23 protein-coding genes and 1 pseudogene are annotated in these 24,753 nt (G+C 70.4%); 12 read left to right on the top strand and 12 right to left on the bottom strand.

What is annotated here, in order from left to right:
- From IH09_RS34285 to IH09_RS34270, 4 genes are all read right to left on the bottom strand, one after another.
- Positions 1 to 450 (bottom strand): GTP-binding protein (locus tag IH09_RS34285; protein ID WP_275126199.1); only part of this gene is annotated, 450 nt, incomplete at its 3' end.
- A 74-nt stretch (positions 451 to 524) separates the two neighbouring features.
- Positions 525 to 1,199, bottom strand: coding sequence for an urease accessory protein UreF (locus tag IH09_RS34280; protein WP_052861560.1), 675 nt, complete (start codon positions 1,197 to 1,199; stop codon positions 525 to 527).
- Positions 1,200 to 1,270: 71 nt separating this feature from the next.
- Positions 1,271 to 3,286, bottom strand: coding sequence for an urease subunit alpha (locus IH09_RS34275; RefSeq protein WP_052861558.1), 2,016 nt, complete (start codon positions 3,284 to 3,286; stop codon positions 1,271 to 1,273).
- Positions 3,279 to 4,004, bottom strand: a complete 726-nt coding sequence (locus tag IH09_RS34270; RefSeq protein WP_094793445.1) for an urease subunit gamma — start codon at positions 4,002 to 4,004, stop codon at positions 3,279 to 3,281. Before IH09_RS34270 ends, IH09_RS34275 begins: the two co-directional genes overlap by 8 nt.
- Positions 4,005 to 4,825: 821 nt before the next feature.
- On the opposite strand from IH09_RS34270, the gene IH09_RS34265 reads away from it, so the two are divergent.
- The 3 genes from IH09_RS34265 to IH09_RS34255 are packed head-to-tail and all read left to right on the top strand — an operon-like array spanning position 4,826 to position 6,816.
- A complete protein-coding gene (locus tag IH09_RS34265) occupies positions 4,826 to 5,455 on the top strand; it encodes a TetR/AcrR family transcriptional regulator (RefSeq protein ID WP_110952778.1) in 630 nt (209 codons plus the stop codon).
- Complete coding sequence (locus tag IH09_RS34260; RefSeq protein ID WP_052861551.1) at positions 5,452 to 6,210, top strand: VC0807 family protein; 759 nt, start codon at positions 5,452 to 5,454, stop codon at positions 6,208 to 6,210. The genes IH09_RS34265 and IH09_RS34260 overlap by 4 nt, the downstream gene beginning before the upstream one ends.
- An 18-nt stretch (positions 6,211 to 6,228) precedes the next feature.
- Entirely contained in the window at positions 6,229 to 6,816 is a 588-nt protein-coding gene (locus IH09_RS34255; protein WP_052861549.1) for a histidine phosphatase family protein, read from the top strand.
- A 33-nt stretch (positions 6,817 to 6,849) separates the two neighbouring features.
- Here IH09_RS34255 and IH09_RS40425 read toward each other — a convergent pair.
- Positions 6,850 to 7,004: pseudogene (locus IH09_RS40425) on the bottom strand (IS5/IS1182 family transposase); the annotation flags it as partial.
- Between the two features lie 211 nt (positions 7,005 to 7,215).
- The gene (locus tag IH09_RS34250) at positions 7,216 to 7,851 is read right to left on the bottom strand and encodes a TetR/AcrR family transcriptional regulator (protein WP_052861547.1); all 636 of its coding nucleotides are present in this window, start codon (positions 7,849 to 7,851) and stop codon (positions 7,216 to 7,218) included.
- Positions 7,852 to 7,978: 127 nt separating this feature from the next.
- Here IH09_RS34250 and IH09_RS34245 point away from each other — a divergent pair, with 127 nt between their 5' ends.
- Positions 7,979 to 8,917, top strand: a complete 939-nt coding sequence (locus IH09_RS34245; RefSeq protein ID WP_052861545.1) for an alpha/beta fold hydrolase — start codon at positions 7,979 to 7,981, stop codon at positions 8,915 to 8,917.
- A gap of 328 nt (positions 8,918 to 9,245) precedes the next feature.
- Here the strand turns inward: IH09_RS34245 and IH09_RS34240 are convergent, their stop codons facing one another.
- Positions 9,246 to 10,667: an MFS transporter gene (locus IH09_RS34240; protein ID WP_052861543.1), complete on the bottom strand. Its 1,422-nt coding sequence runs from the start codon at positions 10,665 to 10,667 to the stop codon at positions 9,246 to 9,248.
- A gap of 55 nt (positions 10,668 to 10,722) precedes the next feature.
- On the opposite strand from IH09_RS34240, the gene soxR reads away from it, so the two are divergent.
- On the top strand, positions 10,723 to 11,181 hold the full coding sequence (gene soxR, locus IH09_RS34235; protein WP_052861542.1) for a redox-sensitive transcriptional activator SoxR: 459 nt from the start codon (positions 10,723 to 10,725) through the stop codon (positions 11,179 to 11,181).
- Positions 11,182 to 11,495: 314 nt separating this feature from the next.
- Here the strand turns inward: soxR and IH09_RS34230 are convergent, their stop codons facing one another.
- The gene (locus IH09_RS34230) at positions 11,496 to 11,945 is read right to left on the bottom strand and encodes a DUF523 domain-containing protein (RefSeq protein WP_052861540.1); all 450 of its coding nucleotides are present in this window, start codon (positions 11,943 to 11,945) and stop codon (positions 11,496 to 11,498) included.
- Positions 11,946 to 12,094: 149 nt separating this feature from the next.
- Here IH09_RS34230 and IH09_RS34225 point away from each other — a divergent pair, with 149 nt between their 5' ends.
- Complete coding sequence (locus tag IH09_RS34225) at positions 12,095 to 13,912, top strand: glycoside hydrolase family 15 protein (RefSeq protein WP_052861538.1); 1,818 nt, start codon at positions 12,095 to 12,097, stop codon at positions 13,910 to 13,912.
- Positions 13,913 to 13,952: 40 nt separating this feature from the next.
- On the opposite strand, the gene IH09_RS34220 is transcribed toward IH09_RS34225, so the two are convergent.
- Complete coding sequence (locus IH09_RS34220) at positions 13,953 to 14,792, bottom strand: SDR family oxidoreductase (RefSeq protein WP_244934102.1); 840 nt, start codon at positions 14,790 to 14,792, stop codon at positions 13,953 to 13,955.
- Between the two features lie 456 nt (positions 14,793 to 15,248).
- Here IH09_RS34220 and IH09_RS34215 point away from each other — a divergent pair, with 456 nt between their 5' ends.
- From IH09_RS34215 to IH09_RS34205, 3 genes are read left to right on the top strand one after another with little or no spacing between them, the layout of a single operon-like run.
- Positions 15,249 to 15,476: a ferredoxin gene (locus tag IH09_RS34215; RefSeq protein WP_052861564.1), complete on the top strand. Its 228-nt coding sequence runs from the start codon at positions 15,249 to 15,251 to the stop codon at positions 15,474 to 15,476.
- The gene (locus IH09_RS34210) at positions 15,473 to 16,864 is read left to right on the top strand and encodes an NAD(P)/FAD-dependent oxidoreductase (RefSeq protein WP_052861536.1); all 1,392 of its coding nucleotides are present in this window, start codon (positions 15,473 to 15,475) and stop codon (positions 16,862 to 16,864) included. Before IH09_RS34215 ends, IH09_RS34210 begins: the two co-directional genes overlap by 4 nt.
- Positions 16,865 to 16,877: 13 nt before the next feature.
- Positions 16,878 to 18,098 carry a cytochrome P450 gene (locus IH09_RS34205; RefSeq protein WP_052861533.1) on the top strand — a complete coding sequence of 407 codons (1,221 nt, stop codon included), beginning with the start codon at positions 16,878 to 16,880 and terminating at the stop codon, positions 18,096 to 18,098.
- Positions 18,099 to 18,155: 57 nt separating this feature from the next.
- Here the strand turns inward: IH09_RS34205 and IH09_RS34200 are convergent, their stop codons facing one another.
- Together IH09_RS34200 and IH09_RS34195 are read right to left on the bottom strand one after the other, a co-directional pair.
- Positions 18,156 to 18,830, bottom strand: a complete 675-nt coding sequence (locus IH09_RS34200; RefSeq protein ID WP_052861530.1) for a GAP family protein — start codon at positions 18,828 to 18,830, stop codon at positions 18,156 to 18,158.
- Positions 18,831 to 19,002: 172 nt separating this feature from the next.
- Positions 19,003 to 19,704: a TetR/AcrR family transcriptional regulator gene (locus IH09_RS34195; RefSeq protein ID WP_110952777.1), complete on the bottom strand. Its 702-nt coding sequence runs from the start codon at positions 19,702 to 19,704 to the stop codon at positions 19,003 to 19,005.
- Positions 19,705 to 19,792: 88 nt separating this feature from the next.
- Here IH09_RS34195 and IH09_RS34190 point away from each other — a divergent pair, with 88 nt between their 5' ends.
- The 3 genes from IH09_RS34190 (at position 19,793) to IH09_RS34180 (ending at position 24,104) form a co-directional block, all read left to right on the top strand.
- Positions 19,793 to 21,244, top strand: coding sequence for a purine-cytosine permease family protein (locus IH09_RS34190; protein ID WP_052861528.1), 1,452 nt, complete (start codon positions 19,793 to 19,795; stop codon positions 21,242 to 21,244).
- Positions 21,245 to 21,369: 125 nt separating this feature from the next.
- Positions 21,370 to 23,001 carry an amidohydrolase gene (locus IH09_RS34185; protein WP_318279646.1) on the top strand — a complete coding sequence of 544 codons (1,632 nt, stop codon included), beginning with the start codon at positions 21,370 to 21,372 and terminating at the stop codon, positions 22,999 to 23,001.
- Complete coding sequence (locus tag IH09_RS34180; protein ID WP_052861526.1) at positions 22,998 to 24,104, top strand: C45 family autoproteolytic acyltransferase/hydolase; 1,107 nt, start codon at positions 22,998 to 23,000, stop codon at positions 24,102 to 24,104. Before IH09_RS34185 ends, IH09_RS34180 begins: the two co-directional genes overlap by 4 nt.
- 355 nt (positions 24,105 to 24,459) lie before the next feature.
- Here IH09_RS34180 and IH09_RS38455 read toward each other — a convergent pair.
- Positions 24,460 to 24,753: zinc ribbon domain-containing protein (locus IH09_RS38455; protein WP_190233497.1), on the bottom strand; the 294-nt coding region annotated here is incomplete at its 5' end.

Below are 24,753 nucleotides of genomic sequence, written 5' to 3'. Positions count from 1 at the left end.
GATCACGAAGATCTGCGCGTCGACCAGGCCCTTGGAGAAGGTGGCGGTGAGGTTGTCGCCGCCGGACTCGACGAGGATCAGGTCGAGCGGGCCGACCTCGTCCTCCAGGTCCTCGACAGCTTCGAGGTTGGCGGAGATGTCGTCACGGATCGCGGTGTGCGGGCAGGCGCCGGTCTCCACCGCCTTGATCCGCTCGGCGGGCAGTACGGCCTCGCGGAGCAGGAACTCGGCGTCCTCGCGGGTGTAGATGTCGTTGGTGACGACGGCGAGGGACAGCTGGTCGCGCAGGGCGCGGCACAGGGCCGCGACGGTGGCGGTCTTGCCGGTGCCGACCGGGCCGCCCAGGCCGATCCGGAGGGCGCGGCGGGAGCCGTCGGGGCGGGTCGGCGTCGCGGCGCTGTAGCTGTGGCGGTGCGGGAAGATCTCGTCGAGTTCGTGGTCGAGGTGCATACACACTCCGTAAGTCGTGTGCGCGTAAGGCGCGGTGGGCCGCCGGGAGCGAGTGGGCTCCCGGCGGCGGTGGATCAGGAGGCGAAGAGGCGGACCGGCCAGGCGGCGTGCTGCTCGGCGGTGATGTCGAGCAGCGGCGCCGACGCGGCCGGCAGAACGTCGGCCCCCTCCTCGGGAACGCGCCGGGCGGCGGCGACGGCAGCGGCGGCCACCCGGTCCAGCTCGGGCGCGAGGCGGGCGAGGACGGCGGTGGCCTCGAAGGGATCCAGGCTCAGCAGCCGGACCACCGCGGTCGCCGGACCGCTGACGGATTCGTACGCCGCGGCGTACGCGGCATCCAGCGGCGTCAGCCCGGCGGCGCGGGCGGCAACACCCAGCACCACCGGCTGGTGGGCACCGCGCGGCCGCGCGGCCGCCAGCGCATCCAGCTCCGCCGACGGCCAGGCCGCCCGCGCCGCCCGCATCATCTGGCGGCCCAGCCGGCGGGCGGTGGTCCGCAACGCCGCGACGGGGGTGCGGGCGTCGGCCGCGTCGTCGAGGGCCAGCGGATCGTGGCCGCCGGCCGCCGCGGCGGACAGGGCCGCCGTGACCAGCCCGGCGGTGTGCAGCCGTCCCCGGCAGAAGTGCTCCAGCGAGTCCGCATCCTTGATACGGCCCGCGGTCACGGCTGGTTCGGCCCCGCCGGAGTGCGCATGGCCTCCGGCGGGGAACCGGCCGTCGGCCAGCACGAACAGTGCGGCACGGTTCATCGTGCGCGGGTCACCTTCCTCCCTCTGCTGCTCAGCTTCCGCGACGGCCGGGTGGCACCCTGGTCGGCGCATCAGAAGAGGAAGTACCGCTGAGCCATGGGCAGTTCGCTGACGAAGGCGCGGTCGACGATCCGGTCCTCGACGAAGGCCGTCACGTCCGTCACCTTCGCGCCGCCGATGATGACCTCATAGGTGTCGGGGTCGATCTCGACCTTGGGGGTGGCGTTGTTCTCCTTCATGTGTTCCTTGAAGACACCGCGCGTGTCCGTGATGGCCTTGAACGGCTTGTTCAGTTCGCGGCGTTGGGGCCGGTCGCCGTCGCCGGGTGACGAGGCCGGGCCGTCGGCCCTCCGGGCGGCGCTCGCGTCGATGGCCCGCTGCGTGACGAAGTTGTAGGAGATGGCGCCCGGGGCCAGGCCGGTGGACCCCCACATGGGGCGCGGAAGTACCGGCTGCGGGGTGGGGATCGAGGCGTTGGGGTCGCCCACCTGGGCGTACGCGATCTGCCCGCCCTTGAGGACCAGATGCGGTTTGACCCCGAAGAACTTCGGCTCCCACAGCACGAGATCGGCGAGCCGATCGGTCTCCACCGACCCCACCACGCCGTCGATACCGTGGGCGAGGGCGGGGTTGATCGTGTACTTCGCGACGTACCGGCGGGCGCGCCGGTTGTCGGCGAACGGCTCCTCGGGCGTCGGCGTGGTGTCCTCCGGTTCGCCGGAGCTCGCAGTCCCGCTCTGCGGACTCTTCCGCGGCAGGTCCTCCGCCAGGAAGCCCCGGCGCACCTTCATGACGTGCGCGGTCTGCCAGGTACGCATGATCATCTCGCCGATGCGGCCCATGGCCTGGGCGTCCGACGACATGATCGAGATGGCGCCGAGGTCGTGCAGGATGTCCTCGGCGGCCATCGTGGAGGGCCGGATACGGGAGTCCGCGAAGGCCAGGTCCTCGTCGACCTGCGGGTTGAGGTGATGGGCGACCATCACCATGTCGAAGTGCTCCTTGACCGTGTTGACGGTCAGCGGCCGGGTGGGGTTGGTGGAGGCCGGGAGGACCTTCGGCAGGCTGACCATCTTGATCATGTCGGGGGCGTGGCCGCCGCCCGCACCCTCGACGTGGAAGACGTGGAGGGGACGGTCGCCGATGGCGGCGATGGTGTTCTGGAGGAAACCGGCCTCGTTCAGCGAGTCGGCGTGCAGCGCCAGTTGTACGCCCGTCTCCTCGCAGACCTGAAGGCAGTGGTCGAGGGCGGCGGGGGTGGCCCCCCAGTCCTCGTGGATCTTGAACCCGATGGCACCGGCGTCCACCTGGTTGAGCAATGCGTCCCTCGACATGGTGGCGCCCTTGCCGAGCAGTCCGACGTTGACCGGGAAGGAATCCAGTGCCTCGAACGTGCGGTCCAGATGCCAGGAGCCGGGCGTGACCGTGGTGGCGGTGGAGCCCTCCGCCGGTCCCGTGCCGCCGCCGATGAGAGTGGTGACACCGGAGGCCAGGGCCTCGCCGATCTGGTCGGGGCAGATGAAGTGGACGTGGGTGTCGATCCCGCCCGCCGTCAGGATCCGGCCCTTGCCCGAGATGACCTCGGTCTCCGCGCCGACGACGAAGTCGGTGGGCGTCGGGCCGATGCCGTTGTGGGGTCCGGCTCCCTCGTGCACGGGGCTCATGATCTCGGGGTTGTACCCCTTGCCGAGCGCCATGATCTTGCCGTCCCGGAGGGCGATATCGGCCTTGACGACGCCCCAGTGGTCCAGCACGACGACGCCGGTGATGACGGTGTCCGGGGGCGGGAGCACGCTACGAGCCGACGCCTCGGCGTCCTCTTCGGGCGCACGCGAATCACGCGGGACGACGGATTGCCCCATCGATTCGCGGATCACCTTGCCGCCACCGAAGACCAGCTCGTTACCGCTGATTCCGGGGCCGCCCGACCAGTCGGCCTCGATCTTGATCTTCAGCGCCGTGTCGGCGAGGCGGATACGGTCACGGACCGTGGGGCCGAACCGGTCCGCGTAGTCGGCACGGGCCAGCGGGGCATGGGGATTGGGCTGCTCCTGGCAGCAGGAACAGCGGTCCGGGCACTCAGCCATGGATCGGGCACCCCTCGTCCTCGATGGACCCTTCGTAATGCGTGAGGGATCCGTTGATCTTCCTGGGCAGTCCCGGGGCGTTCAGGCTCAGGCCGTGGACCACCTTCGCGCCTTCGATGGGCACGAGTTCGACCTCCTCGTCGAAGCCCGGCTCGAACCGCACCGAGCTGCCGGCCGGGAGGTTCAGACGCTTGCCCCACGATTCGCGGCGGCAGAACACCAGCTCGGTGTTGGCCTCGGCGAAGTGGTAATGCGAACCGACCTGGACGGGGCGGTCGGACCGGTTCTCGACCTTGACCTTCGTGATCTCGTCGTTGTCCCTGTTGCGCTCGTTGAAGACCACGACCTCGTCCCCGTCCAGCGGGGAGAAGTCCGTCTTCCCCGGCCAGACGACCGGTTCCTCGTCCTTGCCCGCCTCGGGGAAGGGGTCATGAATGGTGACCAGCTTCGTGCCGTCGGGGAACGTGGCCTCCATCTGCACGTTCTCGATCATCTCGGGGACGCCCTCCATGACCTCTTCCCGGGAGAGCACCTTCCGCCCGGAGGACATGAGGTCCGCGACGGTCTTCCCGTCCCTGGCTCCCTCAAGGACATGCACGATCAACATCGCCATGGCTTCGGGGTAGTTGAGCCGCACCCCTCGGGCCCGTCGCTTTTCGGCGACCTCTGCCGCCAGGTGCATCATCAAGCGTTCCTGCTCGTGTTGAGTCAGGTGCACAGCCCTACCTCACATTCGTCCCACCCTGGACGGCTGCCGCCCCGGGCCCTACGCGCTGCGGTTCGGCCGTGCACCATGACGCGGACAGGGCAAAGCCCAAGACTTCGCACCCCGCCTCATCCGGCACGGCGCCTGCGCCATTTCTGGCCAACACCCCACTCGTAGCGCTGATTTGACCACCGAGCCGGAGTGCCACCACGCGATCACCCGGATCAACACCCTCACGGGTGAAGACTGAAACAAATATTCGAATAGCCCGCAGGCTGCTCCGGAGCGGGCCGGGCGTCCGCCCTCCGAGATCCCGGGGGCGGACGCACCTCGGGACCTGCCGTGCGTTCGATCACGGTCGGGGCCGGTGAGGTCGAGACGCGTTTCCTTTCGGCTGGGCGGTTCCCCCGAGCGGGAGCCGACGAGGCCCGTCGGCCCCCGCTCGCCCAGCAGGAACCTCAATCCATCAGCCTTTCCCGGGCGTCCCACAGGCTCGGACAGACACAGGCCCCACTGAACTCGACCAGGACACCGGCACCCACCTCAAGGGCACCGAGGGCTCAGGATCGGAGGGGTACGGCATGGGGGCCGCGGGGGCGGCCGCCGAGTCGATGCGGCCGGCTTCGTCCGCTTCCCTTAGAAGCAGCGTTCGCCGGTGGGTTCCGGAGGCGCTTGGTGATCAACCGGGTCGTCAATGCCGAGGAGGGATGACGGCACCGGCATGACCGCGAACGCAGAACGGCCGGCCGTCCCGTCGGGGCAGCTGACCGTCGAGGCGGCTGGAGCGTGACACTTGAGGCGAGGTCTCAGACCGCATGGTCTAATATCTGACCATGCGGTCTGAAACTACAACAGGGCGAACCTTCATCGAGGAAGCACGGCGCCGTCAGTTCATTGACAGTGCGATCGAAACGCTCGACAGGCTCGGCTTCTCAGGCACCTCTGCTGCGGAGGTGGCCCGCGGTGCCTCAATCGCCAAGAGCGCGCTCTTCTACCACTTCAAGAACAAGGACGAACTGCTGCGAGCCGTCGTCAGCGATCTCTACGCCCTCGCGGCCCAGGAGATCGTCAAGGACATGGCCACCGCGGACGGGCCGCGTCAGATGCTCATCCGGTACATCCGCAGCTGCGTCCTGTTCGCCTCCGCTCACCCCCGTTGGATCGGCGCCGCGATGGAAGTCATCCAGAACTTGCGCGACGCGGACGGAGCTCTGGTCTTCGGGGCTGCGACGAACCAACCGAACATCGAAGCCATTGAGCAGATGCTGCGCGAGGGGCAACGCAGCGGAGACTTCCGCGACTTCGCCACCAGGCCGATGGCCGTGTCCATCCGAGCGGCCATCGATGCCGCACCGGCGTACTTCGCCCACGAACCCGACCTGGACCCCGGTGCGTACGCCGATGAACTGGCGGCGCTCTTCGACCTGGCCACCCGCCGGACCGAGGCCAAGGAGGACACGTGACCGAGCACCCCGCCGAGACCATAAGAGCTCGCTCCGAGTCGAAGCCCTCGCACGCAGGGACGTCCTGGCCGAAGATGGCCGGCGCGCTGGCCGGAGACGTGGTGATCCCACTCGTGGCCTTCTACGGCTTGCGGGGCGCGCAAGTGAATCAGTGGTTGGCTCTCGTGCTCGCCTCACTGGCCCCGGCCGCCACTGTCGCCGTGACCTGGGTGCGTCAGCGCCGGTGGGACCCGATGGGGACTTTCGTGATCGCGGCAATGACATTGTCGTTGGCGGTCGCGCTCGTTACGGGTGACCCGCGCACGCTCCTGGCGCGCGAGAGCTGGATCACCGGCCTGTTCGGTGTGTGGGTCATCGGCTCTCTGGCTACGTCCCGCCCCTTCCTTCTGGACATCGTCATCAAGCTCAGTGCGCCGGAACTCGCAGAGCGCGTTGCCCACTTGTGGCAACACAGTGCTGTGTTCCACCGATGGATACGTACCGCGAGCCTCGCCTGGGGCGCAGCCTTTCTGCTCGACGCCGGTGCCCGCGTACTCATGGCCTACACCCTTCCGGTCGACAGCGTTCCGCTGCTCGGTGTCGTCCTCCTGATCGCCGCACTCGTCATCGCGCAAGGCGCCTCCATGCTCCTCGGACACCGCGGTGGCGCCCTCAAGCTGCTCACCGGTTCGGCAGTCGTCTCATCCGGTGAGTCGGCTGTAGTAGATGAGGGTGCAGCCGGTGGCGGCAAGGAAGTGTTCGGGGGTTCCGCGTGATCGGATACGGGCGCAGCCATGGGTGAACTGATATTGATCAGGCATGGCCAGACCGAATGGAGCCTGTCGGGCCGGCACGCCGGCCGCACCGACATCCCGCTGACCGAAGCGGGCGAGGCCGCGGCCACGTCGCTTGCTCCGAGGCTTGCCCGACGCCGTCCGGTCGCCGTGTTCAGCAGCCCGCTGAGCCGTGCCATGCGGACTGCCGAGTTGGCCGGCCTGACCGGCGTCCGGCCCGATCCCGATCTGATGGAGTGGGACTACGGAGGGTATGAGGGCCTGACCGCGGCGCAGATCCAGGGGAGAAGGCCAGGTTGGGACCTGTGGCGGGACGGCGTGATTCCCGGCGACGCAGCCCATCCCTGCGAGGAGCTCCGACAGGTGGCCGCGCGCACGGACGCGGTGCTGGACCGGGTCCGGCCGCTGTTGGCCGATGGCGACGTCGCCATCGTCGCCCACGGTCATCTGGCGCGTGTGCTCACCGTGCGCTGGCTCGGCCTCGACGCGTCCGCCGGCCGACTGCTCGGCCACCCGCATCCGGGCACGCTCGGCTTCCTGGCCACCGAGGACGAGCAGCCCTTCATCGCCGCCTGGAACGTTCCGTAGCGGCAGCCCGCTGCCGCACGCCTGCCGCGCGTAGCGCCGGAAGCAAAGGAGCGCCGCGCGGCTCCCGGCGAAGGCCAGGACGTGTTCCGCCTTGCGCTCGTAGCGGCGGTGGAGGCGGCGGCAACCAGCCGGCCGGCCGGCCACGGCACCGTCCGCTCCGCGGTCCAGCGATGGCGGCCCAGCCGCTGGCGGCGCCAAGCCGACGTTTCCCCAGGTCAGGGGTTATGAACGGACCCAAGGGACCCAAGTGCCGGGCGATTCCCAAGCCTGTACCGCGGGTTCGATTCCTGCCATCCGCTCCTGAACGAAGGCCCCGGTCAGCGACCTGTGGCCTGCCGAGTTGCCTGAATCCTTCAGAGCCGCGCGCTATCCGCGTGCCGTAAGTGCCGCAACGGCGCGTCAGATCGGACCCTCCTCAGCCACCGCCGTCTCGGCGGTCACGAAGATCCGGTCCAGGTGGTGATGGAGTACCCCGATGGCCGACTCCGGGCTCCGCTGGCCCACGAGGATGCCGGTGCCCATGGTCGCCGTCATCGCGAGCAGGCTGATCGCCTCCGTGCGCGCGTCGGCGCCGGGATCGGCCAGGCCCGACGCCTGGGCCTGTTCGAGCAAGCCTGTCAGGGCGTTCTCCGCGGCGTCGGGGTTGTCGAGGAAGGGCTGAGCGGCCAGCGCCTCATCGGTCACGGACAGGATCGAGTAGGAGCTGTAGAGGAGGTGGAAGGTGCGGCCCTCCTCGTCGGTGGGGAGGGACGCCAGGAGGATCGCCTCGATGGTCGCGCGGGGGCCCGGGTCCGTACCGGCGGCAGCCAGGCGGGTGCCCACCCGTGCGGTGAAGCGATCGGTCAGGTGCTGGACCCCGTAGAAGAGCAGCTTCTCCTTGGTCTCGAAGTAGTACTGCACGAGCCGGAGTGACACTCCGGCCTCCGCGGCCACATCGCGCATGCCGACGGCGTGCAGTCCCCGCCGCCCCGCGACCCGGATGAACGCATCGGCGATCTGGGTGCGCCGCTCCTCGTGATCCACACGCTTCGGCATGTGCCGGTGTCTCCGCCCGTCGGTGGTGGGGTTCGCCGTCCGCTCTCCCCGGACACCTTTATGGTACTGCCGTACCACCATCATGGTACGGTCGTATCACGAAGAACGGATCTCCCGGAGGTACCCTGTGCCCGAGAACACGACCCGTGTGCGCCGCGACGTCGGCCTCTACGTCAACGACACCCTGCGCGACCGCTACTTCGCCGCCGGCGACGCCCTCTACGCGATGGGCGCACCCGTGCGTTCCGAGACGGACGTCGAGACGAGCTTCGGCACCACGCACGTCTACCGGTACGGCCCCACGGACCCCGCCGCCGAATCCCGCACGCCGGTCGTCCTGATCCACGGCGCGGGCTACTGCTCGGCGATGTGGTACCCCAACACCCCCGCGCTCAGCGGCGAACGACCCGTCTACGCGCTCGACACCCCCGGCGACGCCGGGCGCAGCGTCCACCGCGAGCCCATGTGGCAGCCCGAGCGTGCCGCCCAGTGGATGGACGAGACCCTCGACGCGCTCGGCCTGGACCGGGTCCACCTCGTCGGCTCCTCATACGGCGGCTGGCTGGTGCTCAACCAGGCGCACCGCCGGCCCGGACGGCTCGCCTCCGTCACCGCCCTCGACCCCGGCGGCCTGGAGAAGGTGGGCCTGCGCTTCTTCGCCTGGGTCTTCGTGAGCCTCTTCGCCAGCTTCGCCCCCAAGGCGCTGCGCCCCCGCCTCGCCTCCTGGCTGGAGCAGCCGGTCATCGCCGTTCCCGAGTTGCGGAAGTGGGTCCAGGCGGGCGCCCGAGCCTTCCGGATCCGCCGCCCCGCACCGCTGCCGCTGACCGAGGACGCGCTGCACTCCATCCGGACCCCGCTCTACGTCATCATGGGCAAGCGCAGCCTTCTGGTGCACCCGCAACGGCAGTTGGAGCGGGTGCCGCGCCTGATCCCCGGGGCCCGCGCCGAGATCATCGCCGCGACGGGCCACGGACCCCAGATCGACCATCCCGACGTGGTCAACGCCCGGATGCTGAGCTTCATGGAGGAGGTCGACTCCCTCGACCCGGCCGCATCCGACGCGTAGGACCTGCGGCGGGGGAACACCGGCGCAGGTGTGGCGGCTGCGGCCAGGGCGGTGCAGCCCAATCCTGGGACCGCGCACCACCAGGACCCCGAGGGCAGGCGCCAACACCCCGCTGGGCATCTGGTCGAACTTTCGGTCCAATGTCATCTCCCGTACCGAGACCCGGTTCATGTGACCTCAGCCATACCAACTGCCGTGCGGGGAGCGGCTGGTGGAAACTCGGCGCGGTCGGCAGCATCCTCAAACCCGTCGGCCAGGGCCGTCTGTTCAGTCTCCGGTCGCCACCCGAGGCGTCGGCCGTGCGCGGTACGAGAGCGTCACGCGTTCCCTATGCGTCCGTCGTGGAATGGCGGGGTGCGCGGAAGAGGAACCAGCCGGCGGGGACACCGATGGCGCAGAGTGCGGCGAGCCCGATGCCCAGCGACCGGGCGGAGTCGACAAGTTCGGGTCCGCCGGTGTGCACGAACACTCCGGCCAGCGAGGACGCGATCGCGTAGGCGATGAGCTGGGTGATGTTGAGGGCGGCGGCGGCCTTGGCGCCTTCCGCCTCGTTGCTCGTCGCGGCGAGTGCGGCGGCACTCAGATGGGGGAAGGCCGCGCCGATCGCCACACCGCCGATGACCAGGAGGAGGGTCCAGGCGATCAGCCTGCCCGGCTGCGCGTCCGCGGCCTGGATGAACGCGAAGGCGAGCATGCTCGCGGTGAGGAGGAGCGGGGCGACGAGAAATGACCCCCGTGCCGCGGCAGGTCTGAACCGCACGCTGAAGAGCTGGACCAGCACCCACCCGAGAGACAGCGTGGCGCCGAGGAAGCCCGCTACGAGCGGGGGCAGGTGGCCCAGCCCCTGTCCGAACAAGGGGACATACGTCTCGACCATGACGCCCGCGCACAGGGTCGCGACCAGCAGGTAGATCCATTTCAGTGGGTTGCGGTGTTCGAACGTCGCCCGGGGGAACACCGTCGCCCGGCTTCGGGCCTCCACGACCAGGAACGCGAAGAGGAACACCACGCCCGCGCTCAGCAGCGAAGCGGTGGCCGCGGTGCCGGGGAACGCCGAGATCAGGCTGAAGCTCGCCACGCTCAGCCCCAGGGTGCCGAGCGAGGCGACCGGCATACGCTCCGCCCGCGTCCTTGTGCCCCCGCCGGGAGGCAGCACCCGCACGCTGGCCACCGCGAGGAGCAGCGCACACACGGCGAGCAGGACATAGGCCGGGCGCCACGCGCCGATCTCCGCGAACACACCCCCCACGCTGGGACCGATGAGCGCGCCCACACCCCACATTCCCGAGATCAGGCCGGCCCCCTTCACCCACAGCTCCCGGGGCAGGGCGGAACGCAGCACCGCGTAGCCGAGACCGGCCAGCAGCCCCCCGCCGAGTCCCTGGACGACGCGCCCGGCGATCAGCACGCCGATCGCCGGGGCGAGTGCGGTGATGACGGCGCCGAGGGCGAAGCCCAGGAAGCCGAGCAGATACGCGCCGCGCGAGCCGATCCGGGCCAGTGTCCGGCTCACCAGCACGGAGGCCAGCACGGCGGCGAGCAGGAAGCCGGTCGCCACCCACGCGTACAGGTCACCGCCACCGATGTCGTCGACCACGGAGGGCAGGAGGGCAGCGGTGAAATAGAGGTTCATCGCGTACAGCGCGACACCCCCGGCGAGGACGGTGACCGCCGTGCGGTGCGCACGGCTGAACAGCCGCGCCTGGACGGGGGGTGCGAGAACAGCGGGTTCCGGATCTGCGGAGGTCATGTGCAGCTACGCTAGAACTTCAAGTCAACTTGAAGTCAACGCGACGGGAGGCGCCATGCCGGAGGGAAAAGCGGCGACCGAGCTGCTCACGGTCGGGGAGGTCGCCAGACGCGTGGGCATCGCGACCTCCGCCGTGCGGTTCTACGAGAGCGAAGGTCTCATCTCCGCGGTCAGAACGTCCGGCAACCAGCGCCGGTATCCCCGGCACACGCTGCGGCGGCTGTCGATCGTCGTCTTCGCCAAGCGTCTGGGAATCCCGCTGAACGAAGTCGCGGAAGTGTTCAAGCCCCTCCCCAGCGACCGGATGCCGGGCAAACGCGACTGGGCTCGTATCTCGGCACGGTGGTCCGCCCTGCTCAGCGAGCGCCGCGACCAGATCGAGAGACTGCGCAAGGAACTTGAGGGCTGCATCGGGTGCGGCTGCCTGTCCCTCAGCACCTGCAAGGCACTGAACCCCGCCGACGCCCTCGCCTTGGACGGGGCAGGCCCGCAACGCCTGCTGCACGAAGACTGAAACCCGGCCACCGGGGGGAGGGAGGAGAACCGGGCACCTGCCGCGCGCCGGCCGGCAGATCGAGGGCCTGGACCGGGGGCACGGCCCTCAAGACCACCGCCGCCCCCACATCAGCGCCGTCTCCCGACCCGCCCGTCCCGTACGCGCCCCCGCCTACGGTCTCCCCTGCCGAAACCGCGTACGCGCCGCTCGCACCGCCTACGGATCACACAAAGCCGCAGGTCAAGCGCGTACGCAGCCCTGTGCGGCGCTTCCTCGCCTCAGCGCCTACGCGCGACCCCCTCCTTGGCAAGGGGTCGCGTAGGCGCGCGACGTCACACGCCGGGTGCGGGCCGCACGGCGATCCCGTTCCGCTCGAACAGCGCCGCCGTCACCCCGTCTCCCGGCACCAGCTCTCCGGCGAACGATCCGTCGTACACCACACCCCGTCCGCACGACGGACTGCGCGGCATCAACAGCGCCTCCGTGCAGCCTCCGTGCCGCGCCGCCGCGAGTGCGCGCTGTGCTCCGTCCACGAACTCCGCTGTCACGTCACGCCCGGTGTCCTCGACGACCCGCGCCGTCCCGTCGAGCACGTCGTGTCCGTCGCCGCCCACCAGCTCCGCGGGCCTGCGCGGTGTCGCGAGCCCGCCCGCGACCTCCGGACAGAAGGCGATGACTTCGCGACCGGCCACCGCCTCCTCGAACTCCGACGACACCTTGTGACGCCCGTCGTACCGGCATGGCACCCCGCGCAGACACGCGCTCACCAGGATTGCTTCCATGCCGCCAGGCTAGCCATGCGGGGGGATGGTGCGGTCGTCGGTCTACGGGGCGGACGCGTCCCCCGATCGGGCTCGCGGCCACATCTCGTTGCGGCCTCGTCGCACCGGGCGGACAGTGGAATCAGGGGCGACAGGGAAGCGAGGTCATCATGGACCGTTATCCGCCCATCGCCGACCACGGCCTCGTCGGCGACCTGCAGACCGCTGCCCTGGTGTCGTTCCAGGGGGTCGTCGACTGGTTCGCGGCTCCCCGGTTCGACTCGCCCAGCATCTTCGCCGCCCTGCTCGATCACGACCGCGGCGGCTACTTCCTGTTCGCACCGGAAAGCCGGAACACCACCTGCAAGCAGCTCTACTACCCCGACACCGCGGTCCTGGTCACGCGGTTCATGTCGCCGGACGGGGTCGGCGAGGTCTTCGACTGCATGCCACCGGATCGCACCGGCACCCCCACCGACCGGCATGTGCTGATACGCGGTGTGCGAGCGGTGCGCGGAACGGTGCGCTTCACTCTGGAGTGCCGTCCGCGCTTCGACTACGGCCGGGCCACCCACCGTCTCGACGTGCAGGACGGCAATGCCACGTTCCGGGCACCGGACGTCACCGCCCATCTGCAGAGCACCTTCCCCCTGCAGCAGGACGGCACGGACGTGCGGGGGACGGTGACCTTGCGGGCGGGTGAGGTGGCCGCCGCGGTGTTCACCGTCGCCGGACCCGATGCCGGTCCCCCGCCGCCGGTCACCCCGGAGCGGGCGATGGAGGGGTTCTGGGACGTGGTGCAGTTCTGGCAGCGCTGGGTGCGCTCCTCCCGGTACCGCGGCCGGTGGCCGGGTGTGGTGCACCGCTCGGCCATCACGCTCAAGCTGCTCACCTACGCGCCCACCGGTGCTCCCGTCGCCGCCGCCACCATGGGCCTGCCCGAGCAGATCGGGGGTGAACGCAACTGGGACTACCGCTACACCTGGGTCCGCGACGGCTCCCTGTCCGTGCGCGCCCTGCTCGACCTGGGGTTCGCCGAGGAGGCGACGCAGTTCACGCGCTGGCTGAGCGACCGCCTCCAGGCCCGGGAGGGCGTCGACGGCGAGCCGCTGCAGATCATGTACCGCGTCGACGGGGAGCCCGAGCTGTCGGAAGAGGTCCTCTCGCACTTCGAGGGCTATCGGGGTTCGTATCCGGTGCGGGCGGGGAACGCGGCGGCCGACCAACTGCAGCTGGACATCTACGGGGAGGCGCTCTACGCCCTGTCGGAGGGGCAGGAGATCGCGGCAGGAGGCAGCTACCACGGCTGGAAGAACCTCGCGCGGACGCTGGACTGGCTGGCCGATTCCTGGGACCGCCCCGACGAGGGCGTCTGGGAGACCCGCGGCGGGCGCCAGGACTTCACCTTCAGCCGGGTGATGGCGTGGGTGGCCTTCGACCGGGGGCTGCGCCTGGCGAGGGAGTACAGCCGCCCGGCCGACGCTCCTCGTTGGACCGCCGCTCGCGACACGATCCTCGAACAGGTGATGGAGCGGGGCTGGAACGAGAAGGAGCAGGCCCTCGTCCAGCACTACGGAAGCGATGTCCTCGACGCCTCGCTGCTGCTCATTCCGCGCGTCGGGTTCCTGGCGCCCAGGACGATGAGCTGGCTGTCGACCTTGGACGCGATGGAGCGCACGCTGGTATCGGACAGCCTCGTCTACCGCTACGACCCCGCGGCCTCCCCGGACGGTCTGCAGGGCTCCGAAGGCACCTTCAGCCTCTGCACCTTCCTCTACGTGGACGCTCTCGCCCGTGCGGGACGGATTCGTCCGGCACGCTATGCCTTCGAAAAGATGCAGACCTATGCCAACCACGTCGGCCTGTTCGCCGAGGAAATCGGGCCCAGTAGCGAGCAGTTGGGGAACTTCCCGCAGGCTTTCACGCATCTGTCGCTGATCATGGCCGCCACCACCCTGGACGACGCCCTCGACCAGCAGCGTGTCTGAGAACCGCGGTCCCGGCTGCCGCCCGGGGCCGCGTGGCGGTTCAGCCGCCGGTGGCGAAGCCGGGAAAGAGGGTCATACCGCCGTCCACGTAGAGGGTGGTGCCCACCACGTAGTCCATGAGGTCCGAGGCGAGCCCGACGACCGCGTGGGCGATGTCCTCCGGGTCACCGACGCGCCGGTAGGGAATCAGCTGCAGCAGGTCCTTCTCAGCATCGGGAGTGTCCCAGGCGCTGCGGTTGATGGGCGTCCTGATGGCTCCCGGAGCGATGGCGTTGACCCTGATCCGGTGGGGGGCGAGTTCCTGGGCGAGGGTCTCCATCATCATCTGCACGCCGCCCTTGGAGGCCGCGTAGTTGACGTGACCGGCCCACGGGATGAGCTGGTGCACCGAGCTCATGCAGATGATCTTCCCGGCCGCGTGCGACACCTCAGGGACGACGCCTCTTCGCAAAAACTCCTTCGTCGCCTCCCGCGCGCACAGGAACTGGCCGGTGAGGTTGACGTCCAGCACCTTCTGCCACTGTGCCGTCGTCATCTCGGTGAACGGAGCGTCGCGCTGCAGCCCCGCGTTGGCCACGAGGATGTCGATGGTCCCGAACTCTTGCACCATCCGTTCGATCATCGCGACGACCTGGTCCTCCTGGGACACATCGGCCTCGTACGCCATCGCGCGCACCCCGAACCCGGAGATCTCCTCGACCACCTGCTCGGCCTCCCCGCGCCCGGCGACGTAGTTCACGACCACGTCGGCTCCGGCCCGCCCCAGGCCGATGGCCGTCGCCTTGCCGATACCCGAGTTCGCGCCCGTGACGAGTGCCTTCTGGCCTTTCAGCAGATGTCCGGGGATAACGCCCCGAGGGGCTCCCTGAATCACGCTCACGGCGGTTCTCCTTCTCCAGTGACTGCCCTCACGACCTCATGCGGGCCCGGTCCGGCCTCTGCCGACACGAAACCATCCAGGGGCCGGGGCCACACGCCGGGCGCGGGCGGAATGCGCCGATCGGCCGAACGCGGCCGGACGGCCAGGGCAGATGGCTCCGGCGCCGGCCGGCCGTTTCCCCGGGTGCGGGCGGTGTATGCGGGGGATACGCTTGTCACAGCAGGAAGAAGGTCAGGATCTCTGGAGCGGTTTCACCCGCCGGTCGCCCTGTACGCGATAACCGAATCTTTCTGCGGTGACCCGACGAGGGCGGTGCCCCTCCTCGCGTCCGCGGAGGCTGGGCAACGGCCACGTCCCTTCACTCGCACCGTCCCACTCTCTGCCGTCTCGCGCCTCGTGCGCCGCAGTGGCGCCGGCTTCCGGGCCCGCAGCTCGCAGTCCCTGGTGGTGGTCGAGATGAGAGTTGTCGTTGATCTTTCCCGTTGTGAGGGGTATGCGCAGTGCGCCTTCCTGGCTCCGGACGCGTTCCGGATGCACGGCGAGGAAGCGCTGATGTACGACTCCAACCCCGACGACGCCCAGCGCGACCGGATACTGCGCGCCGCGGCGGCCTGCCCGGTCCAGGCGATCCTGGTCGACCGGTTGGAGGGACGGGACGCACCGACGGAGGCGTCGCCGTCATGACCAGCGCCGAGAATCTGCAAGCGTTCCGGCGCGACGGCCGCATCGTGGTCGTCGGGGCGTCGCTGGCGGGGCTGCGCGCCGCGGAGACGCTGCGCGAGGAGGGTTTCACCGGTTCGCTGACCATGATCGGCGACGAGCTGGGCGAGCCCTACGACCGGCCTCCCCTGTCCAAGCAGGTACTGACCGGGTGGGTACCGGCCGGGAACACCAAGCTGCCGCGACGCCGCGAGATCGATGCGGAGTGGCTGCTGGGGGTACCGGCCGACGGGCTGGACCTGGCGGCCAACCACGTGCATCTCGCCGACGGACGCGAGGTTCCCTTCGACCGGGTGCTGATCTCCACCGGGGTGCGGGCCCGGCCGTGGTTCGTCGAGAGCGAAGCGGCTCTGGACGGGGTGTTCGTGGTGCGTACCCGCGAACACGCAGAAGGCCTGCAACGAGCCCTCGCCGCCGGGCCCTCCCGCGTACTGGTCATCGGTGCGGGATTCACCGGCTCCGAGATCGCCTCCATCTGTCGCGAGCGGGACATCCCGGTGACCGTCGCCGAACTCGCGCCGGCCCCGCTGGTCGGGGCGCTCGGCGCCATGATCGGTGAGGTCGCGGCGGACCTGCAGCGCGCTCACGGTGTGGACCTGCGCTGCGGCGTCAAGGTGACCCAGCTGGAGGGCGACGCGCAGGGGCGGCTGCGCCGTGCGCACTTCGAGGACGGCACCACGATCGACGCCGATGTGGCGGTGGTGGCACTCGGCGGCATCCGCAACACCGATTGGCTGCGGAGCTCCGGACTGGCGGCGGGGGTCTGGGGAATCGCCTGCGATACGGGCTGTCGCGCCCTCGACCTCAACGGCCTGGTCACCGACGACATCTTCGTCGCCGGAGACGTCGCCCGCTGCCCGAACCCGATCTACGAGTACCGGCTCATCTCGCTGGAGCACTGGGCCAACGCCGTGGAGCAGGCCGGGGTCGCGGCGCACAACATGGTCAGTGCCCAGGCGGACCGCTGGCCCCACCTGACCATTCCGCTGTTCTGGTCGATCCAGTTCGGCGTCAACATCAAGTCCGTCGGCGTGCCGACCTTCGCCGACGAGGTGGTCGTCACCCAGGGATCGGTGCCCGACCACCGCTTCGTCGCCGCATACGGCTACCGGGGCCGCGTCACCGCGGCGGTGAGCTTCAACAACGCGAAGTGGCTGGATCACTACCGGCGGCTCATCGAGACGGCCGCCCCCTTCCCGCCGCCCTGTCCCGCGCCCGACCAGCCCGCCGATATGAAACCGGTGCCCGTCGACTTCCCCGGGCCCGTCCTGCTGGCCCAGGGCGCCACCGTGGTCGTCACCGGTCACGACCCGAGCGAGCGACGCGTCACGGCCGTGCGCCAGCACCGTTAGGAGGGAAAGCGAGATGACCACGACCGAGACGCCCGGCCTGCTGCGCCGGATCCTCGACTACTCCTCCCGGGCCGACCCGTACCCGCTGTACGCCGAGCTGCGCAAGACACCGGTGGCCCGGCAGGACGACGGCAGCTACGTCATCAGCACCTACCGCGAGCTCACGGACATCCTGCACAACCCGCACCTCAGCTCGGACACCCGCAATCTCTCGCAGCCGATGGCCGGCGCCGAGGGGCAGACCGCACCGGCGTTCATCAACCTCGACCCGCCCGAGCACGACCGCCTGCGGCGTATGGCGATGCGCCATTTCGGCCCCCCGCACACCCCGGCGCTGCTGACCGGCATGGAACCCGTCCTGGCCACCACCGTCGGCGGCCTGATCGACGACCTCACGGACAAGGAGCGGATCGACCTCGTCGACGACTTCGCCTACCCGTTCCCCGTCACCGTGATCTGCCACCTGCTCGGCGTGCCGCGCGAGGACGAACCGAGGTTCCACCTGTGGGTGAACGACCTCATCAACTCGATCGACTACGACCCCAAGACCGATCCGAAGGAGAAGCTGGACAAGGGTGTGCAGGCCCGCATGGACCTGCGCGAGTACCTCGGCGGGCTGCTGGCGCAACGCCACGGCCGGCCGGGCGAGGACCTGTTGTCGCGGCTGGCCAACGACGACGGGCCCGACGGACGGATGACCGACGAGGAAATCGTCTCCACCGCCAACCTGCTGCTGATCGCCGGCCACGAGACCACCGTCAACCTCATCACCAACGGCATGCTGACGCTGCTGCGCCACCCGCAGGTGCTGCAACGCCTGCGCGGTGAACCGGACCTCGTCGTACCGCTGGTCGAGGAGTTGCTGCGTTACGAGCCGCCCGTGCACATCATTCCCTGGCGGGCGGCGTACAGCGACATCACCGTCGCCGACACCGAGATACGCAAGGGTTCGCAGATCATGCTCATGCTGGCCGCGGGCAGTCGCGATCCGGACCGCTTCCACGATCCGGACCGCTTCGACCCCGATCGGCGTGACAACCAGCACCTCGGGTTCGGCAGCGGCATCCACCTGTGCTTCGGCGGCCCGCTGGCCCGGCGGGAAACCCAGATCGCGCTGACCGAGCTGGTCCGCCGCCTCGACGGGATCAGGCTGGTCGACGATCCGCCGCCGTACCGGCGCAGCCCCATTCTTCGCGGTCCGGTCCATCTGCACGTCGAGCGGAGTGCGGGATGAGGCGACGAGCCGGCGTGCCGGGTCCGGCCCGGTACGCGCGGCTTCTCGCGCGGCTTCTCAGGCGAGGATGCCGACGCCGTCGCCGAGGAGTTTGAGGCCGAGCACGAAGAACAGGACGGCCATCACCGCGACGTTGTGCAGCGCGGCCCAGTCCCGCCAGTTGCCGAGGACGGTTCTGGCCCGTTCGCCCATGACCAGGTAGACGGCGAGCGGTGCGAGCACACCGAGGGAGGCGATGACCACGAAGATCGCGAGCGTTCCGATCTGCTGGGGTACCGGGAGCCCGGCGGAGCTGATCGAGGCGCCCGCGGCGATGGTCAGGGGCGCGTTCTTGACATTGGCCGCCGAAAGCAGCAGCCCCAGGCCGAGGATCTTGGCCGGGGTGAAGCGGTCGATCGCCGCCATCCACTTCGGGAGCTGCGCCTGAGTGGCGTCCTTGGGGCGGCGCCGCCATTGACGGGCGCCGAAGAAGACAAGAAGCACGCCCAGGGCGAGTTTGAGGGCGCCGACCCAGGTGGCCGGATGCTTGTGGCCGGCGGCTCCGCCGGTGCCTCCGACGGCCAGCATGATCGCGCCGAGCGCCGCGAGCCCGAGAACCCAACCGAGGGCGAACAGCGGTCCGTTGAGGCCACCCCGCGGGGTGGCCAGGATGAGGATGATCGCCACGATCGGGAGTGGGCTGACCGCGACACCGGCGGCCAGGCCCAGCACCTCACCGACTGCATGTCCCACCGCGGCCTCCGGGGAGAGTGACGGATGATCCGGAGCGGACCGCCCGCATCGGCCGGCTCGAAGCCGGCGGGTGCCCGGCCCCTGGTGCGGGCGCAGCTCTCCTCGCCATCGTGGGGGCCTCCGGGTCCGTCGGCCACCGGCCGGTGGCGAACGGGTTATCCGGCCACCGGACTCAGGAGCCTGTCGGCTTCCCCCGCGTCCCGCGTCCCCGCGGATCGGGCCGTTCCCCCGGGTCCGGCGGCACGGCGCGGCGGCGGAGGGTGCCCTCGGCGAGGCCGAGCAGGCGTTCCGCCGTGGCGATCGCCATATCGTCGAGTGCCGGGTGGTCCAGCTGGGTGTCGTCGTTGGCGTAGGCGCCGAGACCGTCGATGGTGATCAGGAGGTGCAGGGCGACTCCGAGGGCGTCGTCGGTCGTGAAGTCGCCGGCCCGGTGGCCTTCCTCGACGAGGTCCGCGAGGGCGGTGCGGGTCGCCGACTCCTGGGTGTTCACCGCCGATCTCAGTCCGGGCTTGAACCTGCTGAGGTGCCGCGCGTTGAGCCACAGGCGGCTGAGGTCTCGGTACGCACCGTCGGTGAGGCGTACGAGGAAGCGCGCGAGCCGTTCGACCGGGGGGAGTTCGTGTTCGCCGGGTGGCAGAAGTGACTCGCGCTCGTCCGTCGCCGCGTGGGTGAACGCCTCGCTGACGAGGTCGTCCGCGGCCGGGAAGTAGTGGCCGATGAGTCCGGGGCGGACGCCGAGTTCGTCGGCGATGCGCCGGAGCGTGATGCGCTCCAGCCCCTCCGCCAGCGCGATGGCCGCCGCGGTCCGCACGATTTCCGCGCGGCGCTCGGCGGGCGGCTTCCGGATTCGTGTCGCCTGAGGTCTTGACGTCATGGGGGACACCGTATTGGGTAATCGACCAACACACAGTTGGCCGAATGCCCAATAGCGCTGCACGGTCGGCGCCCTCCGAGAGGCCCCGATGACGACGACACCACCCACCTGCTGTACGAGGCCCGTCGGCGAGCACGGCGCCGAGCGCGCGGGACAGCTGGAAACCCGCGGCATCGACCTGATCCCCGCGGACGAGCGCAGCGGGCGGCCCCGGCAGCTGTTCGCGGTCTGGGCGGCGCCGAACGTCAGCTACCTGAGCTTCGTCGTCGGCGCCACGCTGATCCTCATGGGGCTCACGCTCCCGCAGGCCATCGGCGTGATCCTGGCCGGGAACCTGCTGTGGATCTGTACCGGCACCGTCGCGGCGAGCGGCCCGGTGGCCGGTACGAGCGGGTCGGTGATCTCGCGTGCGATGTACGGGGTCGTCGGCAACAAGTTCGTACTCGTCCTGACCGGCTGGCTCATCGCCGCGGCCTACCTCGCCCTGAACTGGTCGGCCGCCTCGGTCGCGGGCATCGGCCTGGCGGGGCGGTTCGGCCTGCGCAGCAATTCGGCCACCGACGCGGCCGTCATCTGCGTCATCGCCGGGGGAACGCTCCTGATCGCGATCTTCGGGTACACGACGATCGTCCGCCTCTACACCGCACTCAGCGTTCTGCTGACCGTCGTGTTCGTCGTCGTCACGGGGTACGTGCTCGCCGGAGCCGACTGGTCCTACGCGCCGGCCGAGCCGCTCAAGGGGACCGCCCTCGCCGCGGCGCTCGGCGCGGGGTTCACGATCATCGCCTCCACGCCGCTCTCGTACAGCAACAGCCCCGACCTCGCCCGCTATCTCCCCCGCGGCAGCAGCCCGTTCGCCATCGCGGGGTGGACGGCCTTCGGCGCGTACCTGCCGAGCACCGTCTTCACCACCGTCGGCGCGCTCGCCGCCACCCACCTCGACATGAGCGATCCGGAAGCCGCGCTGGAGAGCATCCTGCCGGGCTGGTTCATCCCCGTCTTCGTCATCGCGGTCGTCGTCAACACCATGACGAACAACGGCATGACGGCCTACAGCGCCAGTCTGTCCATCCAGTCGGTCGGCGTCCGCCTCGCGCGCATCCCGGCGGTGCTGATCATCGGCGTCCTCGGCACCGCCGGGACGCTCTACGCGATCCTCGTCTTCGACTTCCTGACCAGCGTCAACGCCATGCTCCAACTCGTGGTCGTGGTGACCGGACCGGCCATGGCGGTGGCCGTGACCGACCTGCTCCTGCGGCGCAACCGGTACCACGGGGCCGACCTCCTCGGACAGCGGCGCGGCGGCCCGTACTGGTACCACCGCGGCGTCCACCGGGCCGGCGTCCTCGCGCTCGTCGCCGGTGGCCTCACCTCCGCGATGTGGGCGCACACCAGCCTCTGGACCGGCCCGATCGCCACCGCGCTGGGCGGCATCGACCTGGCGATTCCGTCCGGTATGGCCGCCGCTGCCGCCGTCTACTGGGCGCTGGCCCGCGCCCTGCGCAGCATCCCCCGCGACGGACACGCGCCCTCCGGGTGATCCCGCGCGCGCACCGTCGCGCCGCGTACCGTCCCGCGCGAAGGAGCCGCACCCCTGCACCGGATCCGCACACCGACCGCGGCAAGACCCGACCGATCGACCGCAGCAAGACCAGAAGGAAACCTGTGCACGCCGACGTCATCCTGTTCGCCCACCACGTCGAGAATCTGACCGGGGAGACCACCGGTCCGCCCGCGAACGCGGTCGCGATCGCCGACGGCCGCATCATCTCCGTCGGCGACGCGTCGTCCCTCGCACCGCTGCGCGGTCCCGGCACGGTCGTCCACGAGTTCCCGGGCGCCGCGATCCTGCCCGGCCTCACCGACATCCACGCCCACCCCGTATGGGGGTCGATCGAGATCGGCAGAGGGGTGGATCTGTCCGGCGCGTCGACTCTCGCCCAGGTGTGCACCCGCCTGACCGAGGCCGCGGACGCACGGCCTGCGGACGAGTGGCTCACCGGATACGACCTCGATGTGAACGTCTTCGACGGCGACCCGGCCGGGAGCGTCTTCGCGGAGCACCTCCCCGGACGGCCGGTCTCCCTGATGACGCGCGACGCGCACGCGCTCGTCGTCAGCCCCCGCGCCGTGGAACTCGCCGGTCTGACCGGCCGCGAGACGTTCACCGACGCCTCATCGGTCGAGGTCGGACCGGACGGCCGCCCGACCGGTTACGTGGTCGAACTCCAGGCGATGGACCTGGTCTTCGCCCACTACCCCGAGGTGCCCGTGGACACCGCCGCCGCATACGTACGCCACCAGCTCGAACAGCTCGCCCGCAGCGGCCTCACCGGCCTGCACGCCCTCGACTTCGCCGACCCCTCCGAAGCGGTGTACCGGCACATCGAGGAACACGGGGACCTGCCGCTGCGCATCCGCTGCTCTCCGCTGGTGCCGGCCGACTCGTCCCCGGACGTATGGCAGGAGATCGCCGATCTCCAGGGCCGGCGCGGGCGGCGCTGGCACGTCGAGGGCGCGAAGTTCATGCTCGACGGGACGGCCGACAACGGCACGGCGTGGTTCGAGACCCCGGACACCCACGGCGAGAACCGCCAACCGCTCTGGCGCGACCTCGACGCCTACCGCGCCGCGATGCGGTTCTTCACCGACCGCTCCATCCCGACCGCGACCCATGCCATCGGCGACCGGGCCGTCCGGTTCGCCCTGCGCGTCATCGAGGAGGCCGGCCGGACCGCCCGCGCCCCGCACCGCATCGAGCACATCGAATCCCTCCCCGACGATCTGCTGGGCCGGTTCGCGGAACTCGACGTGGTGGCGAGCCTCCAGCCCGTGCACGGGACCCGCCACACGCGCGCCGACGGCACCGACAACTGGTCGCGCCGTATCGGACCCGACCGCGCCGCCCACGGCTGGCGCACCCGCGACCTCCTGGACCACGGCGCCGTCGTGGCACTCGGCTCCGACTGGCCGATCGGCCCCGGCGACCCGCGCATCGGCCTGGCCGACTGCCAGTTGCGCCGCCCGGTCGAGGAACCGCAGGTGGCGCCCGTACAGCCCGATCAGGCGGTCTCCGCGCGCGAGGCGTACGCCGGGATGACCGCCGCCGCGGCCTACGCCGCCGGCGCGTCCGACGAGCTCGGGCGGATCGCGCCGGGCCGCCTCGCCGACCTCACCGTCTTCGCGGCCAACCCCCTCGGCCTCGCCCCCGAAGCACAGCCCGGCAACGCCGTCCTCGCCACAGTCGTCGGCGGTGCGGTGCAACTCCACCCGAACACCGCGAAAGGACGCTCGTGACCACCACCTCCATCCCCCGCCCCGCACACCGCCGCCATATCGAGGTCGCCGACGCCGATCCGCACGAGCGCGGCGTCGCCCGCGGCGCGCAACTGCGCGACGGCATCCCCGCCGCGATCGAGGTGTACGACCGGCTCTTCGCGCTCGGCGGCATCACTCCCGCCCAGGTACGCGAGGACGCCGAGCGCGCCCTCGACACCATCGGACGGTTCCGCGCGGGAGCCCGCGCCGAGATCGAGGGCATCGCACGGGGGTCCGGCACCGAGCCGTGGCGGATCGCCGCCCTCAACGCGCGCACCGAGATCCTGGCCCGCAGCGCCACCGTGCCGCCCGGCGAATGCACCACGATCGTGCGCCACCTCGTCGGTGACAGCGGTTCGACGCCGCGCACCTTCGGTGTCCAGACATGGGACTGGCACATAGAACTGAGCGCGCTGTGGCACACGCTCGACACCCGCGGCGGCCGGCACGGCTACGTCGGTCTCTCCGAGAACGGCATCCTCGGCAAGATAGGCGTCAACAGCGCCGGTCTCGCTCTGCACTTCAACATCCTCGGGCACGCCCGCGACGGCATCGGCGGCATCCCCATGCACGTGCTCGCGGAGATCGTCCTCGAAGAGGCGGGCGGCGTCGCCGAGGCCGTCGAGATCATCCGTGGTGCGCCCCTCGCCTCGTCCGGGTCGTTCGCGCTCTTCGACGCGACGGAGGCGGTCCTCCTCGACCTGAGCCCCGTCGGCGTCTTCGCCATGCGGCCCGAACACGGCATGCTCCTGCGCACCAACCACTTCCTGACCCCGGAACCCGCCGCGGACGAGAAGTCGTGGCTCTACCAGCCCGATTCGGGCGAGCGCTACGACTTCGTCCGCGCCCGTCTCGCGCGCACGCAGCCGCCGGCCACCCCCGACGAGCTCGCGGCCTGCCTCGTGACGGGGGCCGGCGAACCGCCGGTGACCTGCGTACCCGACCTGGACCAGCCGCTCGGCCAACGCTGGGCGAGCCTCGCGACCGTCACCCTCGAACCGGCGACGCGCACCGCCAGGGTCCTCGACGGCACCCCCGCCGATATCGGCACCCGCGACTGGCGCGTCCTGACCGCCGGCTGATCCCGGCCGGTGCCGTCCGCGGGCGCGCAGCCCTGTTGTGGCAGCGCGCCCGCGGAGCGCCCGTCACTTCTCCCAGCCGACCGTCTCCGGGAGGGGGGTGTGGAAGATGGTCGCGCCGACGTTGGCGAGGCCCTTCTGCACGCCGTAGGTCGAGGGGCCGCTGAACAGCGGGAGGAAGGCGTACTGCTGGAGCGCCTTCCGCTCGACCTTGTTGACCGCCGCGGCCTGCTCGCCGAGGCCGGCGATCCCGGTGGTGGCGCGGATCTCCTCGTCCAGGGCCGGGGTGCCCGAACCGGTGATGTTGGAGTCGCGGTCCGAGCAGTAGAAGTCGCACAGTTGACTTCCGCTCCCCGTCCTAAAGGGCGGGGATTCCTACCATGGTCGTTTGACCGTCTCGGTGGGTTCCTGCTTCACCGCGCTGTGCCGGTACGGGTACCGGTCTTACTTGCGCTCGACAGGCTGACACCGCCAGTCCGGCGGCCTTGGCGACGTTGACCGCCGCGTTGATGTCGCGATCGAGGACGGACCCGCACGCCCCGCACGCCCAGATGCGGACGTGGAGGGGCTTGGGCCCGTCCTTGACGCCGCACACGCAGCAGACCTGTGAGGTCGGCTCGAACCGCCCGATGCGGTGGAAGGACCGGCCGAA

The sequence above is a fragment of the Streptomyces celluloflavus genome (assembly GCA_000720995.1).
GTDB classification, from domain to species: domain Bacteria; phylum Actinomycetota; class Actinomycetes; order Streptomycetales; family Streptomycetaceae; genus Streptomyces; species Streptomyces celluloflavus.
This window is presented reverse-complemented; position numbering and strand designations above follow the sequence as displayed.

Bases quoted from the DNA above. Each gene is read 5' to 3' on its own strand.
- IH09_RS34250 (WP_052861547.1), bottom strand. From the start codon at position 7,851: ATGCCGAAGCGTGTGGATCACGAGGAGCGGCGCACCCAGATCGCCGAT.
- IH09_RS34190 (WP_052861528.1), top strand. From the start codon at position 19,793: ATGACGACGACACCACCCACCTGCTGTACGAGGCCCGTCGGCGAGCAC.
- IH09_RS34225 (WP_052861538.1), top strand. From the start codon at position 12,095: ATGGACCGTTATCCGCCCATCGCCGACCACGGCCTCGTCGGCGACCTG.
- IH09_RS34195 (WP_110952777.1), bottom strand. From the start codon at position 19,704: ATGACGTCAAGACCTCAGGCGACACGAATCCGGAAGCCGCCCGCCGAG.
- IH09_RS34215 (WP_052861564.1), top strand. From the start codon at position 15,249: ATGAGAGTTGTCGTTGATCTTTCCCGTTGTGAGGGGTATGCGCAGTGC.
- IH09_RS34205 (WP_052861533.1), top strand. From the start codon at position 16,878: ATGACCACGACCGAGACGCCCGGCCTGCTGCGCCGGATCCTCGACTAC.
- IH09_RS34255 (WP_052861549.1), top strand. From the start codon at position 6,229: ATGGGTGAACTGATATTGATCAGGCATGGCCAGACCGAATGGAGCCTG.
- IH09_RS34280 (WP_052861560.1), bottom strand. From the start codon at position 1,199: ATGAACCGTGCCGCACTGTTCGTGCTGGCCGACGGCCGGTTCCCCGCC.
- IH09_RS34210 (WP_052861536.1), top strand. From the start codon at position 15,473: ATGACCAGCGCCGAGAATCTGCAAGCGTTCCGGCGCGACGGCCGCATC.
- IH09_RS34240 (WP_052861543.1), bottom strand. From the start codon at position 10,667: ATGACCTCCGCAGATCCGGAACCCGCTGTTCTCGCACCCCCCGTCCAG.
- soxR (WP_052861542.1), top strand. From the start codon at position 10,723: ATGCCGGAGGGAAAAGCGGCGACCGAGCTGCTCACGGTCGGGGAGGTC.
- IH09_RS34230 (WP_052861540.1), bottom strand. From the start codon at position 11,945: ATGGAAGCAATCCTGGTGAGCGCGTGTCTGCGCGGGGTGCCATGCCGG.
- IH09_RS34265 (WP_110952778.1), top strand. From the start codon at position 4,826: ATGCGGTCTGAAACTACAACAGGGCGAACCTTCATCGAGGAAGCACGG.
- IH09_RS34275 (WP_052861558.1), bottom strand. From the start codon at position 3,286: ATGGCTGAGTGCCCGGACCGCTGTTCCTGCTGCCAGGAGCAGCCCAAT.